Below are 25750 nucleotides of genomic sequence, written 5' to 3' on the forward strand. Positions count from 1 at the left end.
AACTCAAAGATGTCAGCCATCTTTGAATTCTCCTTATTTTTTAAAACGTTTTAATCCAATTTAATATGACAATAGCCATTTGGATTTTTTTTAAGATAATCTTGATGATATTCTTCAGCAGCAAAATAACACTTAAGTGGCTCAATCTCAGTAACGATTGGCTTTTCATGTTTCTCCTGTTCTTTGGCTTTTGATGCATTTATAACCGCCACATCGGACGCGTCAAAATAATATACACCCGTTCTATACTGCGACCCAATATCTCCACCTTGTCGGTTTAAAGACGTTGGATCAATCACTTTCCAGAGGTGCTCTAATAGCACATCAAGTGAAATCACTTCGGGGTCATATTCAAGCCAAAGAACTTCAGCATGACCAGTTGTGTTGCTGCAAACTTCTTGATATGTTGGATCAACTGTATGTCCATTAGCATAACCAACTTCTGTTTTAATAACGCCATCAAATCTTTTGAAATAAGCTTCCATTCCCCAGAAGCATCCGCCACCAAGTACTATTTTTTTCATATTATCACCTCATCGACAAACTTTATATATAACTGCCTGTTCTTAAAGTATACGATGATTGATTATCTAATTCAAGCGTTGATTATGACCATCCTATTGCAACTGCTATGATCACAAATACTGATCCCAGTCCAAACAATAAAGCTTGGAATTTCCACTGAAACTTAAACCATTTGTTCCAGTCTAACCTTGCAACACCAAGAACGCCCATTAAACATCCAGATGTAGGTACGATCAAATTTGTAAAACCATCTCCCAATTGAAATGCTAAAACAGCAACTTGTTTTGAAACGCCTAACAAATCAGCAAGTGGTGCCATTAAAGGCATAGTAAGTGCCGCTTGACCAGAACCTGAGACAACAAAGAAGTTAAATACAGATTGCATCACGTACATCAACCAACCTGTAAAGATAGCAGGAACACCATCTAGGCTATTAGACATCGCATTTAGAATTGTGTTGAGTACAGATGGAGAATTTGCTGAGTTATGACCAAGTACAAGGATAATTCCTTGTGCCATACCCACTACTAAAGCCGCTCCAACTAGATCTTTAGCACCCTCTTTAAATGACTCTGCAATGTTATTTACCGTCATATTATTCAGCTTGAAAATCACACCGATGATACCTGCCACTAGACCCATTGTAAAGAATACAGTTGCAATCTCAGGGATATAGTAACCATGTGTTTGTACGCCCCAAATTGTCCAGATAATTCCTAGTACAATTGTGAGTAATACTAAAGAGTGACCAATCGTGAGTTTGTTACCTTCAATCGTTTTGTTAGAGAATTCCTCTCTATAAGCCGCATCCGACTCATAAGCAACTGATAATCTTGGATCTTTCTTAATTCTTCTTCCATAAAACATTGTTACTGCGATGCCCACTGCAGTAAATATCGTCCACATAATAATTCTGAGCAATGAACCTGATCCTACTTGAATACCTGCTATTCCCTGTGCAATTGCAACAGAAAATGGGTTCATCCAAGAGGTCGCAAATCCAATTTGAGTTGCGCCATAGGTAATCAATATCCCTACGATTGCATCATATCCTAAAGATATCATCAGAGGAACGACAATCATCGCAAAAGGAATTGCCTCTTCTCCCATCCCAAACACTGCACCGCCAGCTGAGAAAGCTATAAAAAGTGCTGGAATCAGAATTAAATCTGCATTTCTATATTTCGTAATGATATTGATGATTCCTGCATCAACAGCACCTGTTCGGAGAATAATACCAAAAGCACCTCCAACAACAAGGATAAATGCCACAACCCCTACGGCAGAACCCCATTTATCTCCTGTTACTAATCCCTCAAACATATAGTTTAGGAAACCTACATCTCCCCATTTTTCAAAGATCTTTATCGCTTTTGTTTCGCCAGTGCTTTGGAAGCCTTCATATTCTTGAACGACTTTAGCACCTTCGAGTTCTAAAGCTGCAGCTTTAGATTTTTTTATACTTCCAATTTCTTCTTCCCCACTAAATACATATGTTCGCGACCCATCAGTTGTATCAATGGTGTATAACGTACCATTTACATCGACTTCTTCAACCACATTGTCTTCAACTATAGCGATTGTAGCATCGTTATCATCTAACACTACATAACTCACATTAAAGTAACCAGTAGGTATGATGTAAGTTGCGATTGCTGCTAGTAAAATAATAAAGAAAATAATTACATACGTATCCGGCATGCGCCATTGCTTATTTGACATATTGTCCCCCTTTTAGTTTTAATCATATAAACATATCGCAAATACTGTGCCAAAAGAAACACTCTATTTTTATCTAGTTTTCACTAAATTTTGAACAAATTTTATAAAAATAAAAAAAAAGGCTGAATAAGGTTAAAACAATCTCGATACATTACAACCTATTTCACCTTTATCACCCTTATACAGCAAGTTACTTACTTCTTATTTTCTATCCATCGATATGCATTTGCAGTAGGCATAATTCCTCTTCTCCCTTTATTCAAGGTAATCATGTTAAGCTCTCCTAGTTGCGTCAGTATCCGCCTTACTTGATTCTCAGTTCTTACAAAGTTGCTATTTTCACTATTTTTTGCAAGCGAAACCCTTGAAACTGATTGATCTAGTTTTATCATCGTTACAATAGCTCTTAAAAAATATGCTTGTTCTTCATTGATAAATAAATCCTGATCTTGGTCCGGATGTGTATCATAATAGGTTTCGAAAGTCATGGCATCATCTGAGCTTAGATCAAGTGATTTGTCAAAAAATTTATCGTCAGGCAAATCTACTACACTTAAACTATCCTTTTCTCTTACAGCTAGCATATATGTCAAAGTATTCTTAAGTTCTCTTACATTGCCAGACCAATCATATCGCATGAGAATTTCCATTAGCGATTCACTGAAAGTTACTTTTGAAGAAGCCTGAGACTGTGCCATATGATCAATTAACGCAGGTATGTCTTCTTTTCTGTTTCTAAGTGGCTGAAGCTGAATAAAACCCATCTTTAAACGATAATATAAATCTTCTCTGAATTGCTTTTCTTCAATTAGTTGCTTTAAATCTTTATTTGTAGCGGCAACGATTCTGACATCTATGGGTTTAATCTCATTACTTCCTATAGGCATAATCTCACGTTCTTCAAGCACACGCAAAAGTCTTGACTGAACTTTTAGTGATATGTCACCTATTTCATCTAAAAAAATCGTACCCCCATTGGCTTCTTCAAACAGGCCTGTCTTTCCACTTTTTTTAGCCCCTGTAAAGGCGCCCTCCACATATCCAAAAAGTTCACTTTCAATTAGATCATCTGAAAGCGCACTGAAATTTACCGCTAAAAAAGGGGCATCCGAGCGAGAAGACATATTGTGAATTGCACTTGCTGTAAGCTCTTTTCCAGTTCCACTCTCACCTTGAATCAATACGTTCATATCTGTTTTAGCAAGTTTTGTGATGATCGCTTTTAAACGTGTAATTGCATCTGATTGCCCTATGATATCGTCCAAATTATATTTAGCAATATGTCCCTTTTTATAGACATTTTCTCTTATCATTTTATGGTTCTGAAGTGTCTTAATCGAAACACATGTTATCTCATTATTTGTGATTTTAAACTTATCAACACTAAATTCACTGCCATCGAGTGTGAGCTCCAAGTGAGAATCCTGTTGTTCCAATTGCATAAAACTTAATAATTTTTTATTGTGAACAATTTGTTGAAGTGTATTGCCTTCAATTTTATACTTGTTGATTTTAAGTAATTTTTTCAATACTTCATTGCATACTATAATGCGGTAATCGTTATCATACATTAGTAATCCTGTATTAAAACTATGGATTACTTGTTCCATATTCTCATTGAGTTTCACAACTTCAGCGCGTGATACTGCAAGTCCTCTAGCAATTTTTATAATTTTCTCAAGATACATCTTCGAAAAAGAACCCGAAGAATATTCTAAAAGATTGAGCTGCGAAAGAATTTTAGCAATCGTTCTAAAGTCAAATATCCTCGAACCAATATCATATATCCTTTGAATATGACGAGGGACATATCTCACTTCACCAGGTGTAATAGCGATTTCAAAATCAGCTACATTTAATTGGCATCCCGGATAATAAAGCGTTAGATTAAGATGGTCTAGTCCAATTTCTAGAAGTGCAGCATATACCTCTTTGGCACTTTCTTCTAAGTCATTTACAAGCAAAATTGGCACTTCAGAAGGTAGAGATACCAAGGCATCTAAAACATCATAATTTACAGTCCTATTGCCTATAATCTTCATCACTGGTGGGATATTGATTTTACTTAAAACTTCATCGTGTAAAGCCTGACTCGAAAACACAAGTAAAGTCTCCCCGCTAAAACTCTCAATCCCATCGTCACTGATGTATAGATTAATCTTTACTTTATCTGTTAAGAAAACTTTCAACTGATTTTCAAGTACAATTGCGGTATCTTTCGAGCCTGTTACCAAACCAATTTTATCCATATTTCCTCCAACAAAAAGGCTGTATAATCTACTCATATTATACAGCCTCAAAGGTCAAATGTGTTCAATTAAGGTGTTTTATTTTTCAAATGTTCCCTTCACAATTAATTTATTTTCTTTATATAGCCATTTGCCTCTAGCGATTACATCAGTAATTTCAAATCGCTCCTTAGAAATTAATAAAATATCGGCATCCATATTTTCCTTAAGTCTTCCTTTTTGATTTAACTTTAATAACTGTGCAGGATTAATTGTAAAAGGTTTTAACGCAACCTCTAAAGCCATATGATGTTCAAGCATTAAAGTTCTTAATGTTGCAAACATAGATGTAACTCTACCTACATCTAATCCTTTTAATTCGCCATTTTGATCAAATAGTGGAAGCGATCCCTGTCCATCAGAAGAAAATGTCATATGTGTGTCTGAAACACCTTTCTCAATTGCAGTTACAAATGCAAGTGCCGCTGGGACTTCCCCTTCTTCAATGAACTGAGGTACCGTAGACGTCGTAAAATCTATATAGCCACCTTCTCGTGCATATCTGATTGCTTCTTGATACAAGTCCGAATTTCTATTGGCATGTGTTGGTAAAAATTGTGTCAGTGGTATCTCAGAGTTATCTTTCATTTGAAAGAGATAATTTAACATTTCTTTTCCATCACCTAGGTGAATATTAACAAGACCTGATTTACCAGAAAGAATCCCACCTACCCTAGCATCAGAAGCTACTTTTGCGAAATCATTCACAGTTGGAGATGAACTTCTATGATCAGAAATAGCGATTTCACCAATACCCACTATTGGCTCAATCATCATGATATCCTTTTGTATAGACCCCGTTACAGTTACAAGTGGAATTCTATAAGAACCAGTATATACATAAGCTGATATCCCTTCCTCACGTAAACCATATGCCTTAGCAACTAACGATTCCATGTTCCGAGTTACGCCGTCAGTACCTAAACAACCTACAACTGTTGTAATTCCACCCATTACAAGGTCACTTAATACAATTTCAGGTGTTCTTGTTTTAAAACCACCTTCACCGCCACCACCAAGCAAATGAACGTGACAATCAATTAATCCTGGAACCATGATCTTACCTTTGGCATCAATCGTTTCAACGAAATCTGCATCAATTTTCAGTTCTATATTACTAGCGATTTTTGCGATTTTACCATCTGCAACTAGTACATCCATAACACCTAAATCTTCCGGACTATAAATATGTGCATTCTTAATTAATTTAATCATTGTACCCTCCAGTGAATTACGCTTTAATTATATCTTTTTATTCATAATTAATCTATTCTTCTAATTACTTTAGTTGCCTTAAATAATTGTTAAAAGTTTCCTTCAAATGCATTCCCAGCTCATCTTTAGAAAAACCAAGGCGTGTATCTGCATCTTTATATTCTATAACTTCAAATTTCATTTTTACCAATTTATTCTCTTTGTCAATTTTTTCAGTCAAATAATCACCGACATCTTTGTTCATAACGATGACATCTACATGGCCCTTTAGCAATTGTTTGAGCAACACTTCATCTCTACTGAAATATGCTTTTTCAATTTTCCGATCTTCTCGTAATTGTTCAAAATAACTATATCCCTTAACTAGACCTATTTTATAGTTCAGCAAGTCTTTATAACTGCTTACATTGACCTTAGAATCCGTTATTGCATAAAAGCAATATATACTTTGCGTACGATAAGGTTCACTATAATCAAGGTAATTTAACCTATCAGTTCTATAACTAATTGTCGGCAAAATATTGGATATTTTATCCCGTATCATATTGATAGAAGTATCCCATGGAACCAACTGAAACTCTATATTATAAGCTGTATTTTTAAATGCTTGTCTGATGAGTTCGATATCTTTGCCACTAAATTGATCGTTTTCATATATAATATAAGGCTCATAAGGTGAAGTAGCAACTTTTATCACGTTTGACAGCTTTGATTCGGATACTGCAAGTTCAAAGCCCACACCTTCTATATCTACAATTCCCCGAGCCAAACTTTCTATCTCACGTACTTCATCATTGATATAACCATATATTTCTTTGATTGTTTCATTCATTGCAATTGATAAACCTTGAAATGCATCACTGTGTTGTGACACATTTTTTATTTCATTTGATATCGTGTTACTTGCCGCTTTTATAGAGTCACTTACTTTCTCTGTATGGTTAAAAGCATCTCCAACACTTTGAAAAGCTGTTATACCTGAAAGCATGTTTTTAGAAATTTCATCAATTTCCAATACGATTTTAGTTAATTCTTGAGTAATCGCTTCCGATTGACCAATCATATCGGACATAAATTTTGTCAAACCTTTAGTAACACCTTCAGTTTCAAGAGACAACTTTCTAATTTCATCTGCGACAACAGAGAAACCACGTCCATGATTTCCCGCTCTTGCTGCTTCAATACTCGCATTAAGTGCTAATAGATTGGTCTGAGAGTTGATCTTTTTGATTCTATTTGTCATAGACTGAGCTTCATGAGAGATTTCACTAAGCTGATCTACATTCTTTTTTGTTGTCCCTAGGTTTTGATTCATATACTTAAGCGCCTTTGCTTCTTCCACCATCTTATCTACATTTAAAGTCAATAATTCTTTAGAGTCTACAAGTTCATGCTTCATACCTTCCATATCTCTTTCAAACGATTCAGAAGAAATCGCGATGCTTTCAAAAGTCGAAAGCATCGCCTGAACATTCGAAACTTGGCAAGTTGAAGTTTCTTGTAGCGTGTGAATATTGGATTGAATATCATTTAAATCTAAATTAACCTGATCAATTTTGACTGAAAATTCAGTAATGAATTTCAGCAATCTTTCAGACTTCTTCTCACCTTCACTTACCATCACTTACCTCACACTCATTTATTATGGCAACATCAATATTTGTCCAACTTTTATCACATTTGGATTTTGAATCTGGTTGAGTTCAATTAGAGCCTCACTTGTGATGTTGAATTTCTCAGCAATCTTCCACAAAACATCACCTGCCACAACTTTATAAGATTTATCTGACTTTTGAACATCCATCTTAACCATTAAATCAATTGGTTGTATTTCTAGCGCGACATTTTCAAAAGAATATAGATCTGCAGCACCTGATTGCCCCCAATATCCTTCGGTATCCTCAGCTTTTGAAAATGAAAACTCATATCCTGATAACGCTTCATCAAGTAGGTAAGTACTAACTTTTGATTTAGCTTCATTATCCACAAGTTCAAATGCAATAAAATCTCTAAATCTTTGACTCGGACTCATCGGTCCACCCCATAGTGTTTCTTGTGTATACATGTACTCATATCCAATAGTCGTATATTTGTCTGCATCCATCTCAGCCTTATTCATTGCAAGGTCATATTGATCATTACCCTCAAGGTAAGAAACTTTGATGCCAGTATAGCCAGAATCTTTCTTAGCATAGGTCATATCAAGTATAACAACGCCACCTGTACCTGCAACGCTAATCTTATTTAATCGACCATCATAGATTAGAGCCGTATTCTCTTCAACGCCATATGCATGTGACCAAATTTCTTTGTTATCATATGCAGTAACGACCAAACGCCCTAATCTTGCTTTTCTATCAAAATGTTGGTCAACAATACCATGCGAAAAGAATCCCAACCCCTCAGTAACTACTAAACCACCTTCGTTTTGATAGTCCATTGATGCAGTATCGAAATCTTCAGTATAACCATTTCTAAGTGCATTTAAACTGTCGCCTCCTGCGATCATCAATTCACTCATGATAGCAGCACCTGCACTTGAACCGCCAATCACACCACCCTTATTATAAACTTTCCAGATTTCATCAAGAACAGGCGTATTAGAGCCATCAGAATTAATCAAGATCTCAGTGATTCTTAGTTGGTCACCGCCAACAAACCATATTCCAGTTAAATTTTCTACCATTTGAACCACTTCGGCGCTGTTTCCATTGTCAGACCATAATGATTCATCAACGTCCTGCGTTTTTGAATCATCTTTTACTGCCAATGGTAAAATCACAACTTGAGACTCATCAAGTCCTCTTGTCACCATATCTTCTACAAAGAGATTTGCATATTTTGCCGGACTGCCACTTGCAGCAGGGACTATGCCAATTTTAGCATCCTGATCACCACCTGCACGTTCTATAAATGCTTCATAGACAGCGTCATTGTCGGCTCTTAAAGCTCCTCCTACTATAACTAGTGATCCTGTTTCTTGAACATCCTCTCCCCATGTTATAGTTCCAACAAGCGATGTTGAAACGATTAACGACAATAGTAATACCATTATTGCTAGCTTTCTCATGAATACCTCCACCACTAAATATTTGATATATAAGTATATTGCAAAAGTTATGCCATAAAGATTTACGTCAACGAGACATAAAAAAAGAGACTTTGAATAAACAAAGTCTCTTTAAAAAAACCTAAAACAACCTAATTAATCTTATTTCACCTCAATCGCCCTCATGAATGCCCTTGATGGCAGTCCTTCAACACCAGCAATTTTTAAAGGAATACAGATAAAATCATATCTACCTTCTTTAATATCTTTTAGCGCAAGTCCCTCGATAATATATATCCCATTTCCAAGCAAAATACTATGGGTAGGATGATTAGGAACACTACGTTCAATACCAAGGGCATCAATCCCTACTGCTTTTACGCTACAATTTTCTAGATAAGTTGCACCCGAAGCATCAAGGTAGTCGTATTCTGGATTAAACATATGATCATAAGAATTTTTTGTCTTGATGATTACGATGTCACCCTTTTGAATCTCATATTTCTTCAAAAAATCCGCTCCAACTTCATGTGATTCCTCTAAGCTAAAGTCTACCACGATACAAGTACCATTTACTGACTCAAGATCAAATTCATCTGATGAATGACCATCTGGCAACATATGTAGGGGCATATCAATATGCGTACCTGTATGGAGATCCATGTAAATACTCGATTCATAGTGGCCATTTACTTCATGCGTCGCTCTTACTGTTAATTTTGGTTTTTTTTCGTCCTTATTCTTATAAACCATCATTTCTGGATATATGGTCATGGTTACATCTGTCCAATTTTTCATGCATTCCTCCATTTTTCGTCGACCACTTGCATTATTTCAGATTCTGACTGGTATACATGCAAGGGTTCAAAACGTTTCATCCGATTAATACTATCTATAATTCTCCATGAACTTTCAATTTCATCCCATCTTGTGAATAGTGATGAATCATCATGAATAACATCCAATATGAGTTTTTCATACGCCTCGGCAGAGTTACCTACCACGTTGCACATATGGCAATAATCTAACCGCATAGGCATGGTATAGGCTTGTAAGCCAGGTGCTTTACCATTGAACTTTAGTACAATACCTTCCCTTGGAAAAATCTCAATCGTCAAGGTGTTTTTTTCTGGTTGTCCCTTTTCAAAGAAGCAACTTGCATCTTTGAAGGTTACTATAATTTCAGCTAATTTATGCGACATCTTTTTACCCGTCATCAGATAAAACGGCGTATTACGCCATCTTTGGGTATTCACATATGCCTTAATCGCTACAAATGTCTCTGTTTTTGAATCCACTGGGATTCCTTTTTCCTGAAGATAACCCGCATATTGACCAAAAACTATGTCATCACTAATTTGTAAATTCTCTAGCACTTCAACCTTTTGATTTTTGATGAGTGTATCGCTAAGTCCCATAGGCGAGTCCATGGCAACGAGTGCTAACGTTTGAAAGAGATGATTTTGAACCATATCCTTTAAAGCCCCAGAGCGATCATAATACCCCCCACGCTGCTTCACCGATTCAGATTCTAACGCAACAATTTTTATATTTTCAATATTTTCATGATTCCAAATACTCTCAAAAATTTTATTGGCAAAACGAACCGTCAAAACATTTTGGAGCATTTCTTTACCCAAGTAATGGTCTATCCTATACACTTGAGATTCTTCAATTGATTCAAGTAGCAAGCGGTTGTACGCTTTAGCTGTATCTAAGTCCTCACCAAACGGTTTCTCAAATACAATCTTTGAGCGCATATCACCGCGTACAATCATTTGATTAACAATCAATGCGCGTGCAATAATCGGGAAATAATGTGGCGCAGTAGCCAAATAATATATCTTCTGACCGCCCTGTGATAGGTTAAGTGATGCAACATATAGTTTGAAAATTTCAAAGTTTGCCTCAACTGAAAAATCCATGGTTAAATAGTGAATCCGCCCTTGGAACGCTTCCCAATGTGGATATTCACCTTCTATTTTTTCTCTGATCTCGGCAACAAAAGATGCGGTCTCATAGTGGCGTCTTCCAATACAGACTATTGTAAAAGGATCAGGTAGTTGTTCTTCCTCATACAGACGATAAAGCGCAGGTATAAGTTTTTTTGTGGTTAGGTCGCCTGTAGCACCAAATATCGTAAATAACATAGACTCTCCCCTTATGCTTTATAAACCTTGTGTCCTCCAAATTGATTTCTAAGTGCCGCAACAGCTTTTTCACTAAAACGTTCATCATCCTTGGATTTGTACCTTGTAAATAGAGACTGTGTAATCACTGGAGCAGATACTTTTAATCTAACAGCTTCAAGTAAAGTCCAATCCGCTTCGCCAGATGCATCTACTTTTCCAACAATCTGACTGAGGTCAGCATCTTGCTTAAAGGCTTCATGCATTAACCGCATCAAAAGACCTTCAATGATAGAACCGTTGCTCCAGACTTTTGAAGTGAGTTCAAAATCAATGTCAAACTCAGAAGCTTTAAGTATATCAAAACCTTCACCAATCGCTTGCATCATACCGTATTCAATCCCATTGTGAATCATCTTCACATAATGCCCACTTCCAGGTGCTCCAAAATAACCATAACCGTTTTCTATAGAAATTTTTTCAAGTACGGGTTCAATATATTTAACAGGTTCTTCTTCACCGCCTGCCATTAAACAAGCGCCATTTCTAGCTCCACTTATACCACCACTTGTACCTACATCTAAAAACTGAAGACCAATCGCTTTTAACCTTTGATAACGCGCAACTGTATCTTTATAATATGAATTTCCACCATCGATAATGATATCGTTAAAGTTAAGTAATGGAATAAGTTCCTCTATCATCGCATCTACTGGTTCACCCGATGGTACCATTAACCAGATGACTCTCCTTTCATCGCCAAATGCATCTACCATTTCTTTTAAAGAATATGCGCCTTTTATACCTTCTTTTGCAATTTCATCCACTTTGTCTAACGACCTATTTGTAGCTATAACTTCAACGCCACAATCTTTCATATTAAGTGCTAACGCATAACCCATACGTCCCAATCCTACTAAACCTATTTTCATACCAACTCTCCTTATCATGTATTTTATTAGAAACGAATACTGATCATTCGCCTCATATGTTTAACGATACTCTTAGTTTGTTATTTTACCCATTTAAATGGATAAAAAAACGCATTTAGAAATAAATTTTCTAAATGCGAAATAAATGATTAAGATTTCTTGATTTTAGCTGAATTAACCTTTATACACGACTTTACCACTTCAATTTCTAATGGCAAAGCAGGTCCCGTTTCTCCATCTAAATCCGAAGTAATCGCATCGCTACATTCAACAGTGATCTTTTTTGCTTGTGTATATTGAATATAGTCACTTTTAGGATGTTCACCATTCCATACTTGAATCAAAAGTGGCATGAGTTCTAGTACTGGACATTTCTTAAAGACCAGGACATCTAATAAGCCATCAGATATATCTGAATAAGGTGCTAATTTTCTAAATCCTCCTGCTGATTTACCATTCATAATCAGTACAAAATAGATCTGCGCTTCAATTACTACGTCATCTACTCCTATCCTAGCTTTAAAGGCTCTAAGTTTAGGAATTTCTTCAATCCCCTTGATATAATAAGCCAACACGCCAATTACGTTTTTTGCTTGCTCATTAACGCGTTGGCTTATGTCGACCAAATTACCAAAGCTTGCAACGTTGATAAAATACTGATCATTTACTTTACCCAAATCACAATCTACATACTGATCTTTTAATGCAACTTCAGTCATTCCCTCTATATCTTTGGGAATTTCAAAATACTGCGAAAAATCGTTGGCTGTTCCAGTTGGAAAAATAGCTATTGGTAAGTCGATACCAAGGCGCATCATGCAATTAACGACTTGATGTACAGTTCCATCGCCTCCAGATATGATGATCTTTTTAAACGTAGAAACATCTATATTTTTTAAATAGGTTTCTAGTCGGTTCATATCATTCATTCTATAAGGTATAATTTGCATACCTTCAGTTTGAAACCGATCTACCACATAATCTAATTGTGCCTGGAAACTTCTTGTTCCCGATCTTGGATTATACATTAATAGTACATTCATATTATACCTCATTTAATTTTCTTTTTATCAGTAGTATATTGTCAATGATTTGAAATCCTAAATCGCTATATAACTTACCTGCATGTGGTGCATCATATTGCAAATACAATGATTTTTCTTGTTTTATCAAGGGCTTACAAAGGATTTCTAAACATGTTCTACCGTAACCCTTTTTCTGAAACTCCGAAAGAGTTGCCACCCCAACAATTAGTGCAGAATTACAGGTTTCATAGTCTGTTTGAGCAACCGTTACTAGCATACCTTTATAATAACCACCTAGGGCTCGTCCACGACCAGACTCCAATTTTTCTTTCATATATTGGTATGTAGCGAAGCCTTTGAATACAGTTTTATACAGTTCAACTACTTCAGGTAAATCATCTACTGTTAGCATCTTGAAAATCAATTTATTTTGTTTATTCTCTACTTTGAAATGATCCGGTAGGCACTTAGATATGATTGCCCCCTTATAAATAATCTTCTGAAATGACATTGATTTTATTACTTTGGCAACTTCACCAGAAGCATTGATCTGCTTCCATGCAATAGAAGACAATAATTTTTCTAATTCCACTTTACATTTATCAGGTGTATAGCCCGGTTTGACCGCAATTTGCACAATTCCAGTTTTTCTTAAAAAAACACCAATTATAGGATCATCGCTACCTCCAAACCTATAAGCGCATTCATATGCTTGTTGATTGTTAAGGGTATAGCATATGAAATAGTTTTTTGCATAATCTAACGCAGCTAGCTCATACAAACTTTCTGCCGCAACTTTAACAAAATCCATGTTCACCTCGATCGACTTTATATTTCTTCGATTTCTTTAGAGATTATATTGAGTTGTTTCTTTAGTGCTGTTGGCAATGCTTTCAAATCAATATCACTGAGATTTACCCATTCTACCTTAGGTATTTCACTTGAAATCTTAACATCAGTATGGAAAAAACACAAGATTGTTTGCCACTTAATATGTGTAAACACATGGGGTTTACCCACCATGCAGTGACTAAACTCAGGTTTAAAATCCAACTCTTGTTCCAAGTGGTTTTGGACTTGTTTTTCAAAGGGAAGCTTTGACAAATCATCTAAAGTAGTTCTAGGAAACCCCCATAAGTTCGCTAAAAGGCCCGTTGTTTCATGCTTAATCAACATAACATCTTGACCCGAAACTACAATTGCTAAACCGACACGTTCTTCTCTTTGCTTAATTTTTTTTATTTTCACAGGATAATTTAACTGTGTCTGTTGTTTAAAACTACAGCAACGCTCACTTAAAGGACAGTTTGAGCATCTTGGTGATTTGGGTGTACAAATCATAGCTCCAAGTTCCATCATGGCTTGGGTAAAATCACTGGGCCTTTCAGACATTAGTTCAATCGTCTTTTGTTTATAAAGCATCTGATGCTTATTTTCATTTATAGGTTCTGATAAGCAATTCAATCTTGAAATGACTCTAAGTACATTTCCATCAACAGCAGGTTCCGGCAGATCAAATGCAATACTTGCAATAGCTCCCGCTGTGTAAGGCCCAATTCCTGGAAGTTGCTTTAACGCTTCAACATCTTTTGGAAACACGCCTTTGTGTTCGTTAACGATTTGATATGCACATCTAATTAGATTTTTAGCTCTAGAGTAATAACCCAGTCCTTCCCATAGCTTAAAGACATCTTCTTCAGTGCCATTAGCTAAAGCTTCAACTGTAGGATATCTACTAATAAAGCGATTAAAGTAATCAATCACAGTTGTAACTTGAGTCTGCTGTAACATAATTTCAGAAATCCAGATCTTGTACGGGTCTTTATCTCTTCTCCATGGCAAACTTCTTTTATTATTATCATACCAACTTAGTAACTCTTTTGACATTAAAACTCCTTTTGAACTATTTAGTTATACACGAATTTCCGCCTTTACGTTTCGCCTTTTTAAGGCGTTCAGAAACTCGCGCTAGAATTTTCTCAACAGTATCATCTTTACGAACCACTGATGCACCTATGGACACTGTGATGTCAATATCTGAAAATCCAGAAGTTCTCAAACAACTACCTTCTGACAAAACTCTGATTTTTTCACACACCATATTTAAACTATCATTTGTGACACCCGAGAAAATAAACACAAATTCATCATTTTGCCACCTGCCAATCATGTCTGCCATCCTTATAGAATGTCTGAAACTATCTGCAAGTAAAACCAACAAATCATCACTTAGCTGCTTTCCAAAAGTATTGTTGATCCCTTCAAAATTATCAATATCAACAATTGACACACCAAAAGGAATATCTAAAATTCTATAATCATTCATCTTTGCATTAAGAAAATGTTCAAAATAGAGCTTATTTGGCAATCCAGTTAACGCATCCTTCAGTGATTTTGATGGAGTCATATCACTTCTCTTATGGGGCGAAAATGACTCAACGTTCTCAGTAAAAACTTCAATAGTCCCAGTAATGACACCATCTTCATATAAAGGCATCGCCTTTAATCTTACAGGTATTCTATGCCCACGCTTATGTTGTAAATATGAGTCCATGTCTCTAGCAATACCATCAACCAAAGTTTCTCTAAGTGGGCAACCATCTAAACACAGCTGCCTACCATAGACATCTATATGGTTTAAAATGTTGTCATGGCAATACTTACCTATGGTTTCTTCAGAAGAATAACCAGTGATTCGTTTTGCACCTTGATTCCAATAAATTATTTTTCGGTCTTTGTCTACAATATAGACACCTTCATAAAGCGCATCTAATATCAGCCGATAATCAATATTTTTCATGACAGCCTCCCTCAACACTACTAGTTTAATTATATACCCAATCTATATGCTAATTGACATGAATCTAGGAGTTTAGCAACATTTTAAAAAAAAATAACATCTCAATCACTTTTTATATTATAATAGATTTACTATATCATAAAGGATGTATAATATGCCCGAACAAAGTTATTGTATCTATCTCGTTTTCTCAAAAACTGGGACATGGTTATCTCGTGCTTTAAAGTACTTTCAACCATCAAAATACGTTCACACCTCCATTGGATTTGACGAAACTTTCAATGAGATGTATTCTTTCGGTCGTATTAATCCTAAGAATCCATTTTCTGGCGGGTTCGTAAAAGAAAGCCTATACGAAGGTGTTTATAAAAACAATCCTTCAAGCGAATGTCAAATCTTCAAAGTGCCTGTTACTTTAGAACAATATGAAGGACTAAAAAAAGATATCGAATACTTTCACAGTACAAGAGATCGGTATCGATATAATTTTATAGGTCTTTTTGGTGTTTTGTTTAACCGTCCAATCCATAGAAAAAACCATTATTTTTGCTCTCAGTTTGTTTATATTTTACTTAAAAAACATCATATTCTAGACGTTGGTAAACAACCCGAGTTGGTACAAACCATCGATCTATTTGAACTTAAAAATAAGATACTGATTTACGAAGGTCTAATCGTCGATATGGAAAGAAAGGCTCCTCCCAGTTCACTGATCAATATCAACAACTCACTTTAAAAGAAAAAAAAGATGTCATGGAATGGTCAATCCTCCTAGACATCTTTTTATTTTAACTATTGTTCTCTTATTCATTTATTATTGTGTTTTTGCAATTTCCTCTAGGAATACCTCAAGTGGCTGATTGCCAACAAACTCATACTGATCATTGATGACAATTTTAGGCACACTTGATACATTAAACTTATCCGAAAGTTCGAAAAATGTTTGTGCTTCCACCATTTCGGCATCAATCATAGGACTCTCAAGCGCAAGTTTATGTGCTTTTTGTACTGCACCCGCACAGTGTGGGCAACTTAGAGTAACAAAGACTTTAATGTTAACTGGTTTTTCGAGCGCATTAATTTTTTCCATAAAATTTTCTGGAAGTGATTCTCCAGCACCTGAAACTTCAACGATGGCTGGGATAAATGAATTGATCTCGTGACCAGCAGGAATCCCATTAAATTTAACCCCTAGATACTCTTTTTGATCATTGAGCATAACGATACTTGGTACCATTTGCACATTGTATGCAGCTGCTCTTTCAGCATTTGTATCAAAATCAATCTCTTCAAGATGGATTTTATCGCTAAGTGCTTCAATCTCTTGCATAAAAGCAATTGTATCTGCACAAGTTTCACAGCCCTCTTTCTTAGTAAAAACCGCTAGGGTAATCTCCTTTTTCATATCTGCAAAAATCTCTTTTAATTGTCCTTGAATTTGTTCATTTAACAAGCTCATATTCATTCTCCTTATATTTTTTATTTTATTTAAACTTATTATTTCATACGATTAATATAATCATTTGCAGTCAGGGCAGCTTTTGCGCCTTCTCCCGCTGATATGATAATCTGTTTATATGGAATATCTGTCACATCACCTGCTGCAAACAAACCTTCTACTGAAGTTTCACAAGCTGCATTCACTTTTATTTCATCTCTTGAGTTAAACTCGACACTTCCTTTAAGAAATGTACTATTAGGGAGATAACCAATTTCCACAAATAAGCCATTCGCTATAAGTTCACTTTCATTACCAGTTTCCTTATCTTTTACAACAATGCCACTCATTAGCGCTTGACCTTTTACTTCTAGAATTTCAGTTTGTAGCATTACTTTTACATTCTCGAGTGTATTGAGTTTATCAATCACAATCTGATCAGCTCTAAACTGACTTCTGTGAACAAGCGTTACAGTATTGGCAATTTTCGCCAAATCTATGGCAGCTTCAACGGCTGAGTTGCCACCACCTGCTACTATTACATCTAAACCTTCAAACAAAGGTCCATCACATATGGCACAGTATGCGACGCCTTTACCCAAAAACTCTGATTCACCTTTTACACCGAGTTGTCTTGGCTTACTTCCAGTTGCTATAATTACAGCGATTGATTTTATAATTTCGCCTGAAGTCAATTTCACATCAAAACCTTCTTTGGTCTTGAGCACACCCTCGACCTCAGCATCTCCTAAGATTGGAACATTTAAACTTGCAACATGGTTTTTAAACTCTTTGACTAAGTCTTCACCTGTTTTAAACTCAAACCCTAAATAATTCTCAACAGAAGTAGTATCAATTACTTGGCCACCACTTTTTTTACCAATAACACCAACTTTTAATCCTTTTCTTTTGCCATAAAGTGCCGCGTTTAGACCTGCAGGCCCCGAGCCAATTACTAGCAAATCAAATTTCAGGTTCTTGTCAAATGGCGTTTTCTTACTTTTACTTCCTAAGTCCATATTTAAGTTAAGTTCCATTATGTCTCTCCTTCTTCTTCATCCATAGGGACGATTCTTGAATTTTGTATTTAATGATAAGCTTGTATTATCTACAAGCTTGTTTTTAAAATTTTGCACACTGAAGATTCAGATAAACCACCAAACAACTCACCTAAATCTTTTAAAGACAGTAGTGATGTTTTCCTAAACAAAACAATAAGTTCGTTTCGTCTTTCTTTGTCTTTTAGCAAACTCTCAAGTGATATTTGGTCAATCGCTGCTATTTCCTTAAGTTTAATCATCGCTTCTTCAGAGGACTTGATACACGTTTTACATTCGGTCTTAAATGGATCATCATGATCACATATTTCAGATTCACTGTTAAAGCATGACCCTATAACCTTATTACAAATCACATCTGAGCATATTCTATCAAATTCACATTTCGACAAAATGGGTTCACTTTTGTAGCGATCTTTAAAAAGTGGTTTATCACTTTTTATATACATCGCATAAGCAATATTAAGTGATTTCATAATCTTTGATAAATCACTACCATTTGCATGAATCACAAGATGATACGCATTGGCATCCTCAAGACAATAAGCATACAACTTAAAACCATATTTGCGTTTGCTCTCTTTTATAAGTTCTAGAAGTTTAGTACGATCCATATCAGTTACAAACAAGTCTCTATGTTGGTTCCCCATTTGACTAATATAGTAAACACCTTCAGGTGCAGCTTTTCGTGCTATCCTCGCCATAAACTCACCTTACCTTTAAAGTGAGTATAGCAAAGTATCGCATGAAATTCAAGTACCGTCCCCAAGAGTTTACAATTCATTTACAAATGTCAGTACTTTATTTAAAAATGCTTTCAATTTATCTGATTGGGGATTACTTAACATCTCTTTTGTGCCATGTTCAACTATACCACCCTCATCCATAAAGACTATATAATCTGCAACTTCTTTTGCAAAACCAATCTCATGAGTGACGATAACAAAATCCTTTTGATCCTCTGCAAGGAGCTTAACTGCGTTGAGCACTTCATGTGTTAAGATAGGATCCAGTGATGATGTTGGCTCATCCAGCAGAACTAACTCTGGATGGATAGAAAGCGCTCTCACAATTGACGCCCTTTGACCTTGTCCACCACTGATTTGATGTGGTTTTTTATCAGAGTGTTCATTCAAACCAAATTGTTCAAGCACTCTTAACACATCTGGTAGTGCTTCTTCTCTTTTCATACCATGGACTTTTTCTAGTACTAGCATGATATTTTCAAGCACTGACAAGTGAGGAAATAAATTGTGATCTTGAAACACAAAACCAATCTTTTTCCGATATGCTTCATCAGACTTCGAATCTACATCATGTCCATTGACTATGATTTTACCTGAGTCAAAACTCTCAAGTCCTGATAAAAGCCTTAGTAGTGTTGACTTACCACTGCCAGAAGCACCAATTAAAGCAAGTACTTGAACCTCTTTGAGATCTAATGAAATATTATCTAGTACTACTTTTCCTGAATATTTTTTTGTTAGTTTATCAATTTTCAAATTCATGGCTCACCTTATAATTAAGTTTTTTTTCTAAGAATCTTACAAGTAATATAAGCGGGATTGTCAAAATCAAGTATCCCACGGCAATGATCAAGAACCCTTCTGGATATCTAAAGCTGACCGATTGAACAATCTGCATTGAATTAAGAAATTCGCTTGTCCCCATATAAGCAAGCAATGCACTGCTTTTTATGGTCATGGCAAACTGCCCTGCAAGTGGAGGTAAAATTGAAGTGATTACTTGCGGAAAAACAACATAGCGGTACGTTTGATATTTAGTAAAACCAAACATGCGCGCAGTCTGCCACTGGTTTGTATGGATTGATTCTATTGCACCTTTATATATATCTGCGATATAAGCACCTATATAAAATGCAAGTGTTAAAACACCAACCCAAAACTTTGACTTTACATGAAATGCATGTCCAATGTAAAAATATGCAATCATTGCTATAACAATAAGTGGCGTCCCAAAAATAATGGTCTTATGAATTTCAGACAAATAATTGAGTACTTTAAACTTGGATTCATTCATGAGATATAAAATCAATCCCACAATAAGCGCTAAAACTAATGAAACTGCACTAATCATAATGGTTGTTACCCAACCGTTAAATATAACTTTGTAATATTCGTTATAAACAGTAAAATCTAGGTCTTTTTCAAGTGCATTGGTATAAACAACATAAAATAATAAACCATAAAGGCTAAGTGCAACTAAGAAACTTGTGATTTTTTTCATATTTTCCCCTTATTCTAATCACAACACAAATCTTAGACCGCGAATCCACAGATTTTGTTATGATCAATTTGCAACTTAAAAATGGCTGCCGCAGTTATTCTGAGACAGCCTTTTACATCTCTTTTTAGAAGAAGAATTCTAAACCATTGTCATCAAACTCTTTAATCTTATCTTGTAAATATTTTTCTCTGATTTTCTCATATGTGCCATCAGTTTTTGCCTTTTCAATAAAGTCATTAAGTTGACCCTTAAGTTCATCTTCACCTTTTCTCAAAGCAATCCCCCAACCTTTTGTGTTTGGTAGCGGTTCAAGAACTGCTCTTGTCGTATCAGGATAATTATCATGGTGTCTAATAATCGAAAGCGGATCATAGATAAACACATCTGCATTGCCCTGAGCAACTTCTAGCACTGCTGAAGCTTCTTCATCAATGTTTTTGATTTGAGCTTTTGGCGCATACTCTGCAGCCCAAAGCGCTCCAATAGTTCCAGTTTTTGATGCAATAATTACATCAGGATCGTTGAGATCAGCTGGTGACATAACTTTTGAATCCTTATAAACTAACATCATAAGTTGACTATTGGTATACGGATTTGAAAAATCAACGACTTCTTCTCTTGCTGGTGTAATCGTCATTGATGAAATAATCAGATCAATGTTTCCTTGTTCAAGTGCTGGAATTAAACTTGAATAATCTGTTTCAACAATTTCAATCTCTCTGTCCAAATAAACACCCAATGCCTCTGCTAACATTACAGATGCACCTGCTGGTTTGCCATTTTCATCCTTAGTTTCAAAAGGTGGATATTTCAATTCCATACCTACCTTTAAAGGTTCTTTAGCTGTTGAATCTTCTTGCGTTGTACTTTGGCAACCTGCCAAAACTAATATAGCGACAATCATTAATAGCAATAATTTTTTCATATAGCCTCCTGTGAATTTTGCTTTGTCTTAATTCTTACGTTTTATTATTGAGTAAGATTTAATTCATCTGTCTATAGTTTATACCATTTTTTTGTAAATCAAAACAGGTACCATAACTTTTTTAACACTTTTCAAAGGAAATAGTTTATAATTTATATGTATACGTTTAATTTTAGCCCTTTTACGAAAGGAGTGTAAACGGTTGAAAAACATACCCAACATATTAACAGCCATTCGACTAGCGTTAGTACCAGTATTTCCTATCGTGTATTTTTCAAATTTTGAAAACGCACAAATCCTAGCACTTATTATATTTATATTCGCTGGTTTTACCGACTTCTTGGATGGCTACATTGCACGAAAATTTCAGTATATTACACCATTTGGAACCGTGTTCGATCCACTTGCCGACAAATTTATGCTTTTGACGGCACTTATTTCACTTTTCATCAATCACGTAATTCCACTTTGGGTGTTAATAATTATGCTGATTAAAGAAGTTTTCATGATTTGTGCTGGTATTTATCTGTATATGCGTAAAGCAAAGATGATTATACCCGCAAATATCTTTGGAAAACTTGCTACTGTAGTCTTCAGCTTAGCAATAGCCCTATTATTGCTCTCACCTCATACTAAATGGTTACAATATTTAGTGATGTTGGCTGTTGGATTTAAGCTGATTGCATTTTCTTCCTACGTTAATTTTATGTACTCAAAGAGAAAAGGGACATAATTTCAACTGTAGACCATCACATCGGAGGCAACACATGAACATAAAAATTATTACAGACTCATGCTGCGATCTACCCCTTGAGTTTGTCGAGGCAAATCAAGATTTATTGGTGGTGCTAGGGATGCCCATTCAGATTCAAGGCCGTGAAATTATCGATGACCTTGGAAAGACGTTTAAACGCTCAGAATTTTACTCATTATTACGTCAAGGTATTATGCCTACTACCTCACAAATCAATACTTATCGTTTTGAGAAAGCCTTTACTGAAGCCTTAAACGAAAACAAAGAGGTTGTCTATCTAGGGTTTACCTCTGGTATGAGTGGTACATTCAATTCTGCTAACATCGCAAAACAATTGATTCAAGAGGAAAATAACGGTGCTGTAATTGAACTAGTTGATACACTTTCTGCATCAATCGGTCAAGGAATTCTCATCGTTGAAGCACTAAAACTTGCCAAAGCAGGAAAAACTGCAAAAGAGATTGCAAAGTGGGCAGATGACATTAAACTAAAAACGCATCATTGGTTTGGTGTTGATGATCTTAACTATCTGAAAAATGGTGGCCGAATCTCACATGTCTCTGCACTAGTTGGTAGCATGTTAAACGTCAAACCTACTTTAGGTGTCGGAAACGATGGCAGACTCAAGCCTTTTGGCAATGTTCGTGGCAGAAAAAAATCTATTGCTCAATTGGCATCGAAATTTGATCAACATTATTGTAAGACAAACTTCTCAACAATTATAGTTGGACATGGTAACTGTGAAGATGATGCTGTTTTATTAGCGGATGCAATTAGATCATTTGATCCTAAAGCTGATATACTTGTCAGCGAACTTTCCATGACTATTGCTTCTCACGTTGGCCCCAACATGATTGCCGTTGCATTTATTGGAGATGAAAGGGAAAATTGATGAAAAAAGTTGCCGTTGGACTTAGCGGTGGCATCGACAGTGGCACTACCGCACTACTTTTAAAAGAACAAGGATACCAAGTCTTTGGTGTAACAATGTGGCTGTTTGACCATCAAAAGGAAGAACTTGAAGCCGCAAAAACCGTTGCATCATCACTTGGAATCAAGCATTATATACTCGATTACAGAGATGACTTTAAAAACAAAATCATTAAAAATTTTATCAAGCTTTATGAACAGGGAGTGACGCCAAACCCCTGTATATTATGTAATAAGCACTTCAAATATGGCAAATTGATTGATGACTGCACCTCACTTGGTGCAGATTTTTTTGCTACTGGCCATTATGTAAAGTGTATAACTGATGCTAACAGCCATGAGTTTAAACTTCTACGTGCAGAAAATTCTAAGAAAGATCAATCTTATAACTTGTATCATCTTAATCAAGCAACGCTTCGAAAATTGATCTTTCCACTTGGAACAATCGAATGTAAGGAACAAGTTAGGGCGCATTTTTCAAAGCTAAATATACAACTCTCACAAAAAAAAGATAGCTTAGGTATCTGTTTTATTGACCATAAAAACCATCGTAAATTTCTATCAGAGATCAACAGCACCGCCATGAAGTCCGGCTATTTTATAGATACTTTGGGTAATCGATTAGGTGAGCATTGTGGTACAGCAAACTTTACTATAGGTCAAAAAAGACGACTTGGTATGGGATATGACGGCCAATATTTGAACGGAAGATATGTGGTGACAAAGCTAAACCCCGATACAAATGAGGTTACACTTGGTGAAGAAAAAGAGCTCCTATATGATCACATCAATTGTACCGATTTTAATATTATTTCACCGCGTTTAAAAGAGTGGCTCTTAATGCCACAAAATGTTCTACCGGTTGAAGTGATTGTCAGTCAGTGGTCTGCTAAATACGACGGTATGCTACAGCTTCAGCAAGAGGGTCATCATGCTATAATCCGTTTTAAAACACCTGTAAGGGCACCTGCAAGGGGACAAGCACTTGTCTGCTATAAAGACGAAGTGCTTGTTGGTGGAGGCATTATCTCTTAATATGCCTTCGCCATATACACCATATGCTTTGCTTGTTTTCCACAGAAGGGACAAGTGTCACCAAGGTTTTCTTGTTCAAAAGGAATACATCGGATTGTAACCCCTGTCTCTTCTTTTACACTTGCTTCACAGGCTTCATCGCCACACCACATGGTTTTTGCAAATCCAGGTGATTCTATCATCTTAATCTTAAAGGATTCATATGAATCAATTACAAATGTTTGATCATCTCTATTCTTTCTAGCTTTCTCTAGCATGTCATCATGGATTATATTCAATAACCTTTTGACATTTTCAGTAGCCCCTTCTCTTTCAAGTACTACTTTTTCAAGAGTATCTCTTCTCGCTGCCATCATCACGCCATTTTCAATATCTCTTGGTCCCACCTCGAGACGAATCGGAACGCCTTTCATCTCATATTCATTGAATTTCCATCCTGGAGAATACTCAGTAGAATCATCTAGTTTTACACGTACGCCCGCAGCTTTTAATTCCTCGTAAAGCACGCTAACATGCTCAAGAACACCTTCTTTTTTCTGTGCTATAGGAACAATTACAACTTGAGTTGGTGCTAGTCTTGGTGGTAATACAAGCCCTCTATTGTCACTATGAACCATAATCACCCCACCTATGAGTCTAGTTGATACTCCCCAAGAAGTTTGATGTGGATATTCCAGTTCACCCGTTCGTCCTTGAAAAGTGATATCAAAGGCTGTGGTAAAGTGCTGAGCTAAATTATGTGAGGTGCCTGACTGAAGCGCTTTGCCATCGTGCATTAACGCCTCTATCGTATATGTCGCCTTTGCACCTGCAAATTTTTCGCGTTCTGATTTTCTACCTGCAACCATAGGAATCGCTAACAAATTTTCTGACATTTCTATATAAATATTGAGCATTTTCAAAGTTTCTTCTTGTGCCTGAGCAGCCGTTTCATGTAAAGTATGCCCTTCTTGCCACAAGAACTCTGAAGTTCTTAAAAAAGGACGAGTCGCTTTTTCCCATCTTACAACAGAACACCACTGATTATTTAGATAAGGAAGTTCTCTATAAGATGTCAACCATTTCGAATACATAGAACAAACAATTGTTTCAGATGTAGGGCGTATACAGAGTCTTTCTGAAAGTTCCTCCTCGCCACCATGTGTGACCCAAGCAACTTCAGGTGCAAAGCCTTCAACGTGTTCCTTTTCTTTATTTAAAAGACTTTCTGGAATCAAAAGTGGAAAATATACATTTTGATGGCCAGTCTCTTTAAATCTACGATCTAAAAATGTTTGAATACCTTCCCAGATTGCATATCCATAAGGTTTAATAACCATAAAACCTTTAACTGGAGAATAATCTACCAAATCGGTCTTTTTAATCACATCTGTGTACCACTTGGCAAAGTCATCTTCCATCTTTGTGATGTCTTTTACAAACTCTTTTTCACTTTGTTTACGCATAACGTCCTCCCTTACAAAAAAAATAAAAGCCTTCCTCTCTTTCTAGAGACGAAGACTCGCGGTACCACTCTAATTAGCAAAGCTCGATGCTTTACTCACTTTTGACAGGATATAACGGTCCTAACCGTGTATGTTTATACAAGCTCCAAGGTAGGTTCAACTTTCCATCATCTAGGAACCTTTCAACCGGTGAGTTCCATTCTCTGTAGATATGTAAAAGCATACTGGCCTTA

24 protein-coding genes and 1 other annotated feature (1 of these 25 cut by a window edge) are annotated in these 25750 nt (G+C 36.0%); of the genes, 4 read left to right on the forward strand and 20 right to left on the reverse strand.

Translation table 11 applies throughout. The features are described 5' to 3' along the window. Positions 1-50: 50 nt before the first annotated feature. From msrA to QE109_RS07585, 13 genes are all read right to left on the reverse strand, one after another. Complete coding sequence (gene msrA, locus QE109_RS07525) at positions 51-524, reverse strand: peptide-methionine (S)-S-oxide reductase MsrA (RefSeq protein ID WP_281093824.1); 474 nt, start codon at positions 522-524, stop codon at positions 51-53. A gap of 82 nt (positions 525-606) precedes the next feature. After that, positions 607-2247: a putative basic amino acid antiporter YfcC gene (gene yfcC / locus QE109_RS07530; protein ID WP_281093825.1), complete on the reverse strand. Its 1641-nt coding sequence runs from the start codon at positions 2245-2247 to the stop codon at positions 607-609. 194 nt (positions 2248-2441) lie between these two features. Continuing rightward, the gene (locus tag QE109_RS07535) at positions 2442-4496 is read right to left on the reverse strand and encodes a sigma-54 interaction domain-containing protein (protein ID WP_281093826.1); all 2055 of its coding nucleotides are present in this window, start codon (positions 4494-4496) and stop codon (positions 2442-2444) included. 78 nt (positions 4497-4574) lie between these two features. Then, positions 4575-5750 (reverse strand): beta-aspartyl-peptidase, encoded by a 1176-nt coding sequence (gene iadA / locus QE109_RS07540; protein ID WP_281093827.1) that lies wholly within the window; start codon positions 5748-5750, stop codon positions 4575-4577. A 64-nt stretch (positions 5751-5814) separates the two neighbouring features. Next, positions 5815-7371, reverse strand: coding sequence for a methyl-accepting chemotaxis protein (locus tag QE109_RS07545; RefSeq protein WP_281093828.1), 1557 nt, complete (start codon positions 7369-7371; stop codon positions 5815-5817). Positions 7372-7392: 21 nt separating this feature from the next. Then, positions 7393-8820, reverse strand: coding sequence for a cyanophycinase (locus QE109_RS07550; protein ID WP_281093829.1), 1428 nt, complete (start codon positions 8818-8820; stop codon positions 7393-7395). A gap of 141 nt (positions 8821-8961) precedes the next feature. Further along, positions 8962-9597, reverse strand: coding sequence for a cyclase family protein (locus QE109_RS07555; RefSeq protein WP_281093830.1), 636 nt, complete (start codon positions 9595-9597; stop codon positions 8962-8964). Continuing rightward, positions 9594-10949: a glucose-6-phosphate dehydrogenase gene (zwf, locus tag QE109_RS07560; protein WP_281093831.1), complete on the reverse strand. Its 1356-nt coding sequence runs from the start codon at positions 10947-10949 to the stop codon at positions 9594-9596. The genes QE109_RS07555 and zwf overlap by 4 nt, the downstream gene beginning before the upstream one ends. An 11-nt stretch (positions 10950-10960) precedes the next feature. Beyond that, positions 10961-11860, reverse strand: a complete 900-nt coding sequence (gene gnd, locus QE109_RS07565) for a phosphogluconate dehydrogenase (NAD(+)-dependent, decarboxylating) (RefSeq protein WP_281093832.1) — start codon at positions 11858-11860, stop codon at positions 10961-10963. Positions 11861-12009: 149 nt separating this feature from the next. Beyond that, positions 12010-12903, reverse strand: a complete 894-nt coding sequence (locus QE109_RS07570; RefSeq protein WP_281093833.1) for a YegS/Rv2252/BmrU family lipid kinase — start codon at positions 12901-12903, stop codon at positions 12010-12012. Between the two features lies 1 nt (position 12904). Then, positions 12905-13696: a GNAT family N-acetyltransferase gene (locus QE109_RS07575; RefSeq protein ID WP_281093834.1), complete on the reverse strand. Its 792-nt coding sequence runs from the start codon at positions 13694-13696 to the stop codon at positions 12905-12907. 17 nt (positions 13697-13713) lie between these two features. Continuing rightward, positions 13714-14772, reverse strand: coding sequence for an A/G-specific adenine glycosylase (mutY, locus tag QE109_RS07580; protein ID WP_281093835.1), 1059 nt, complete (start codon positions 14770-14772; stop codon positions 13714-13716). A 16-nt stretch (positions 14773-14788) separates the two neighbouring features. Next, on the reverse strand, positions 14789-15685 hold the full coding sequence (locus tag QE109_RS07585) for a sensor domain-containing diguanylate cyclase (protein ID WP_281093836.1): 897 nt from the start codon (positions 15683-15685) through the stop codon (positions 14789-14791). Positions 15686-15839: 154 nt separating this feature from the next. Here QE109_RS07585 and QE109_RS07590 point away from each other — a divergent pair, with 154 nt between their 5' ends. Beyond that, the gene (locus QE109_RS07590; protein WP_281093837.1) at positions 15840-16421 is read left to right on the forward strand and encodes a hypothetical protein; all 582 of its coding nucleotides are present in this window, start codon (positions 15840-15842) and stop codon (positions 16419-16421) included. A 78-nt stretch (positions 16422-16499) separates the two neighbouring features. Here QE109_RS07590 and pdo read toward each other — a convergent pair whose 3' ends face one another. The 6 genes from pdo to QE109_RS07620 all read right to left on the reverse strand — a co-directional run bounded on the left by pdo (position 16500) and on the right by QE109_RS07620 (position 21353). Further along, entirely contained in the window at positions 16500-17186 is a 687-nt protein-coding gene (pdo, locus tag QE109_RS07595; protein WP_342637122.1) for a protein disulfide oxidoreductase, read from the reverse strand. Beyond that, positions 17183-18160: an FAD-dependent oxidoreductase gene (locus QE109_RS07600; protein WP_281093838.1), complete on the reverse strand. Its 978-nt coding sequence runs from the start codon at positions 18158-18160 to the stop codon at positions 17183-17185. Before QE109_RS07600 ends, pdo begins: the two co-directional genes overlap by 4 nt. A 71-nt stretch (positions 18161-18231) precedes the next feature. After that, positions 18232-18885 carry a transposase gene (locus tag QE109_RS07605; RefSeq protein ID WP_281093839.1) on the reverse strand — a complete coding sequence of 218 codons (654 nt, stop codon included), beginning with the start codon at positions 18883-18885 and terminating at the stop codon, positions 18232-18234. Between the two features lie 69 nt (positions 18886-18954). After that, positions 18955-19689, reverse strand: coding sequence for an amino acid ABC transporter ATP-binding protein (locus QE109_RS07610; protein WP_281093840.1), 735 nt, complete (start codon positions 19687-19689; stop codon positions 18955-18957). Then, positions 19673-20428 (reverse strand): amino acid ABC transporter permease, encoded by a 756-nt coding sequence (locus QE109_RS07615; RefSeq protein ID WP_281093841.1) that lies wholly within the window; start codon positions 20426-20428, stop codon positions 19673-19675. Before QE109_RS07615 ends, QE109_RS07610 begins: the two co-directional genes overlap by 17 nt. Before the next feature lie 124 nt (positions 20429-20552). Continuing rightward, positions 20553-21353, reverse strand: a complete 801-nt coding sequence (locus QE109_RS07620; RefSeq protein WP_281093842.1) for a transporter substrate-binding domain-containing protein — start codon at positions 21351-21353, stop codon at positions 20553-20555. A 202-nt stretch (positions 21354-21555) separates the two neighbouring features. Between QE109_RS07620 and pgsA the strand changes: the two genes are divergently transcribed. The 3 genes from pgsA to mnmA are packed head-to-tail and all read left to right on the forward strand — an operon-like array spanning position 21556 to position 24072. Continuing rightward, the gene (gene pgsA, locus QE109_RS07625; RefSeq protein ID WP_281093843.1) at positions 21556-22086 is read left to right on the forward strand and encodes a CDP-diacylglycerol--glycerol-3-phosphate 3-phosphatidyltransferase; all 531 of its coding nucleotides are present in this window, start codon (positions 21556-21558) and stop codon (positions 22084-22086) included. A 34-nt stretch (positions 22087-22120) separates the two neighbouring features. Continuing rightward, on the forward strand, positions 22121-22999 hold the full coding sequence (locus QE109_RS07630) for a DegV family protein (protein WP_281093844.1): 879 nt from the start codon (positions 22121-22123) through the stop codon (positions 22997-22999). Continuing rightward, the gene (mnmA, locus tag QE109_RS07635) at positions 22999-24072 is read left to right on the forward strand and encodes a tRNA 2-thiouridine(34) synthase MnmA (protein ID WP_281093846.1); all 1074 of its coding nucleotides are present in this window, start codon (positions 22999-23001) and stop codon (positions 24070-24072) included. The genes QE109_RS07630 and mnmA overlap by 1 nt, the downstream gene beginning before the upstream one ends. On the opposite strand, the gene proS is transcribed toward mnmA, so the two are convergent. Further along, positions 24069-25517 (reverse strand): proline--tRNA ligase, encoded by a 1449-nt coding sequence (gene proS, locus QE109_RS07640; protein WP_281093847.1) that lies wholly within the window; start codon positions 25515-25517, stop codon positions 24069-24071. The genes mnmA and proS overlap by 4 nt on opposite strands. 41 nt (positions 25518-25558) lie before the next feature. Continuing rightward, positions 25559-25750: a binding site (T-box leader), on the reverse strand; it runs 13 nt beyond the window's last position.

The sequence above is a fragment of the Fusibacter bizertensis genome (assembly GCF_029914245.1).
Classification (GTDB): Bacteria; Bacillota; Clostridia; order Peptostreptococcales; family Acidaminobacteraceae; genus Fusibacter_C; species Fusibacter_C bizertensis.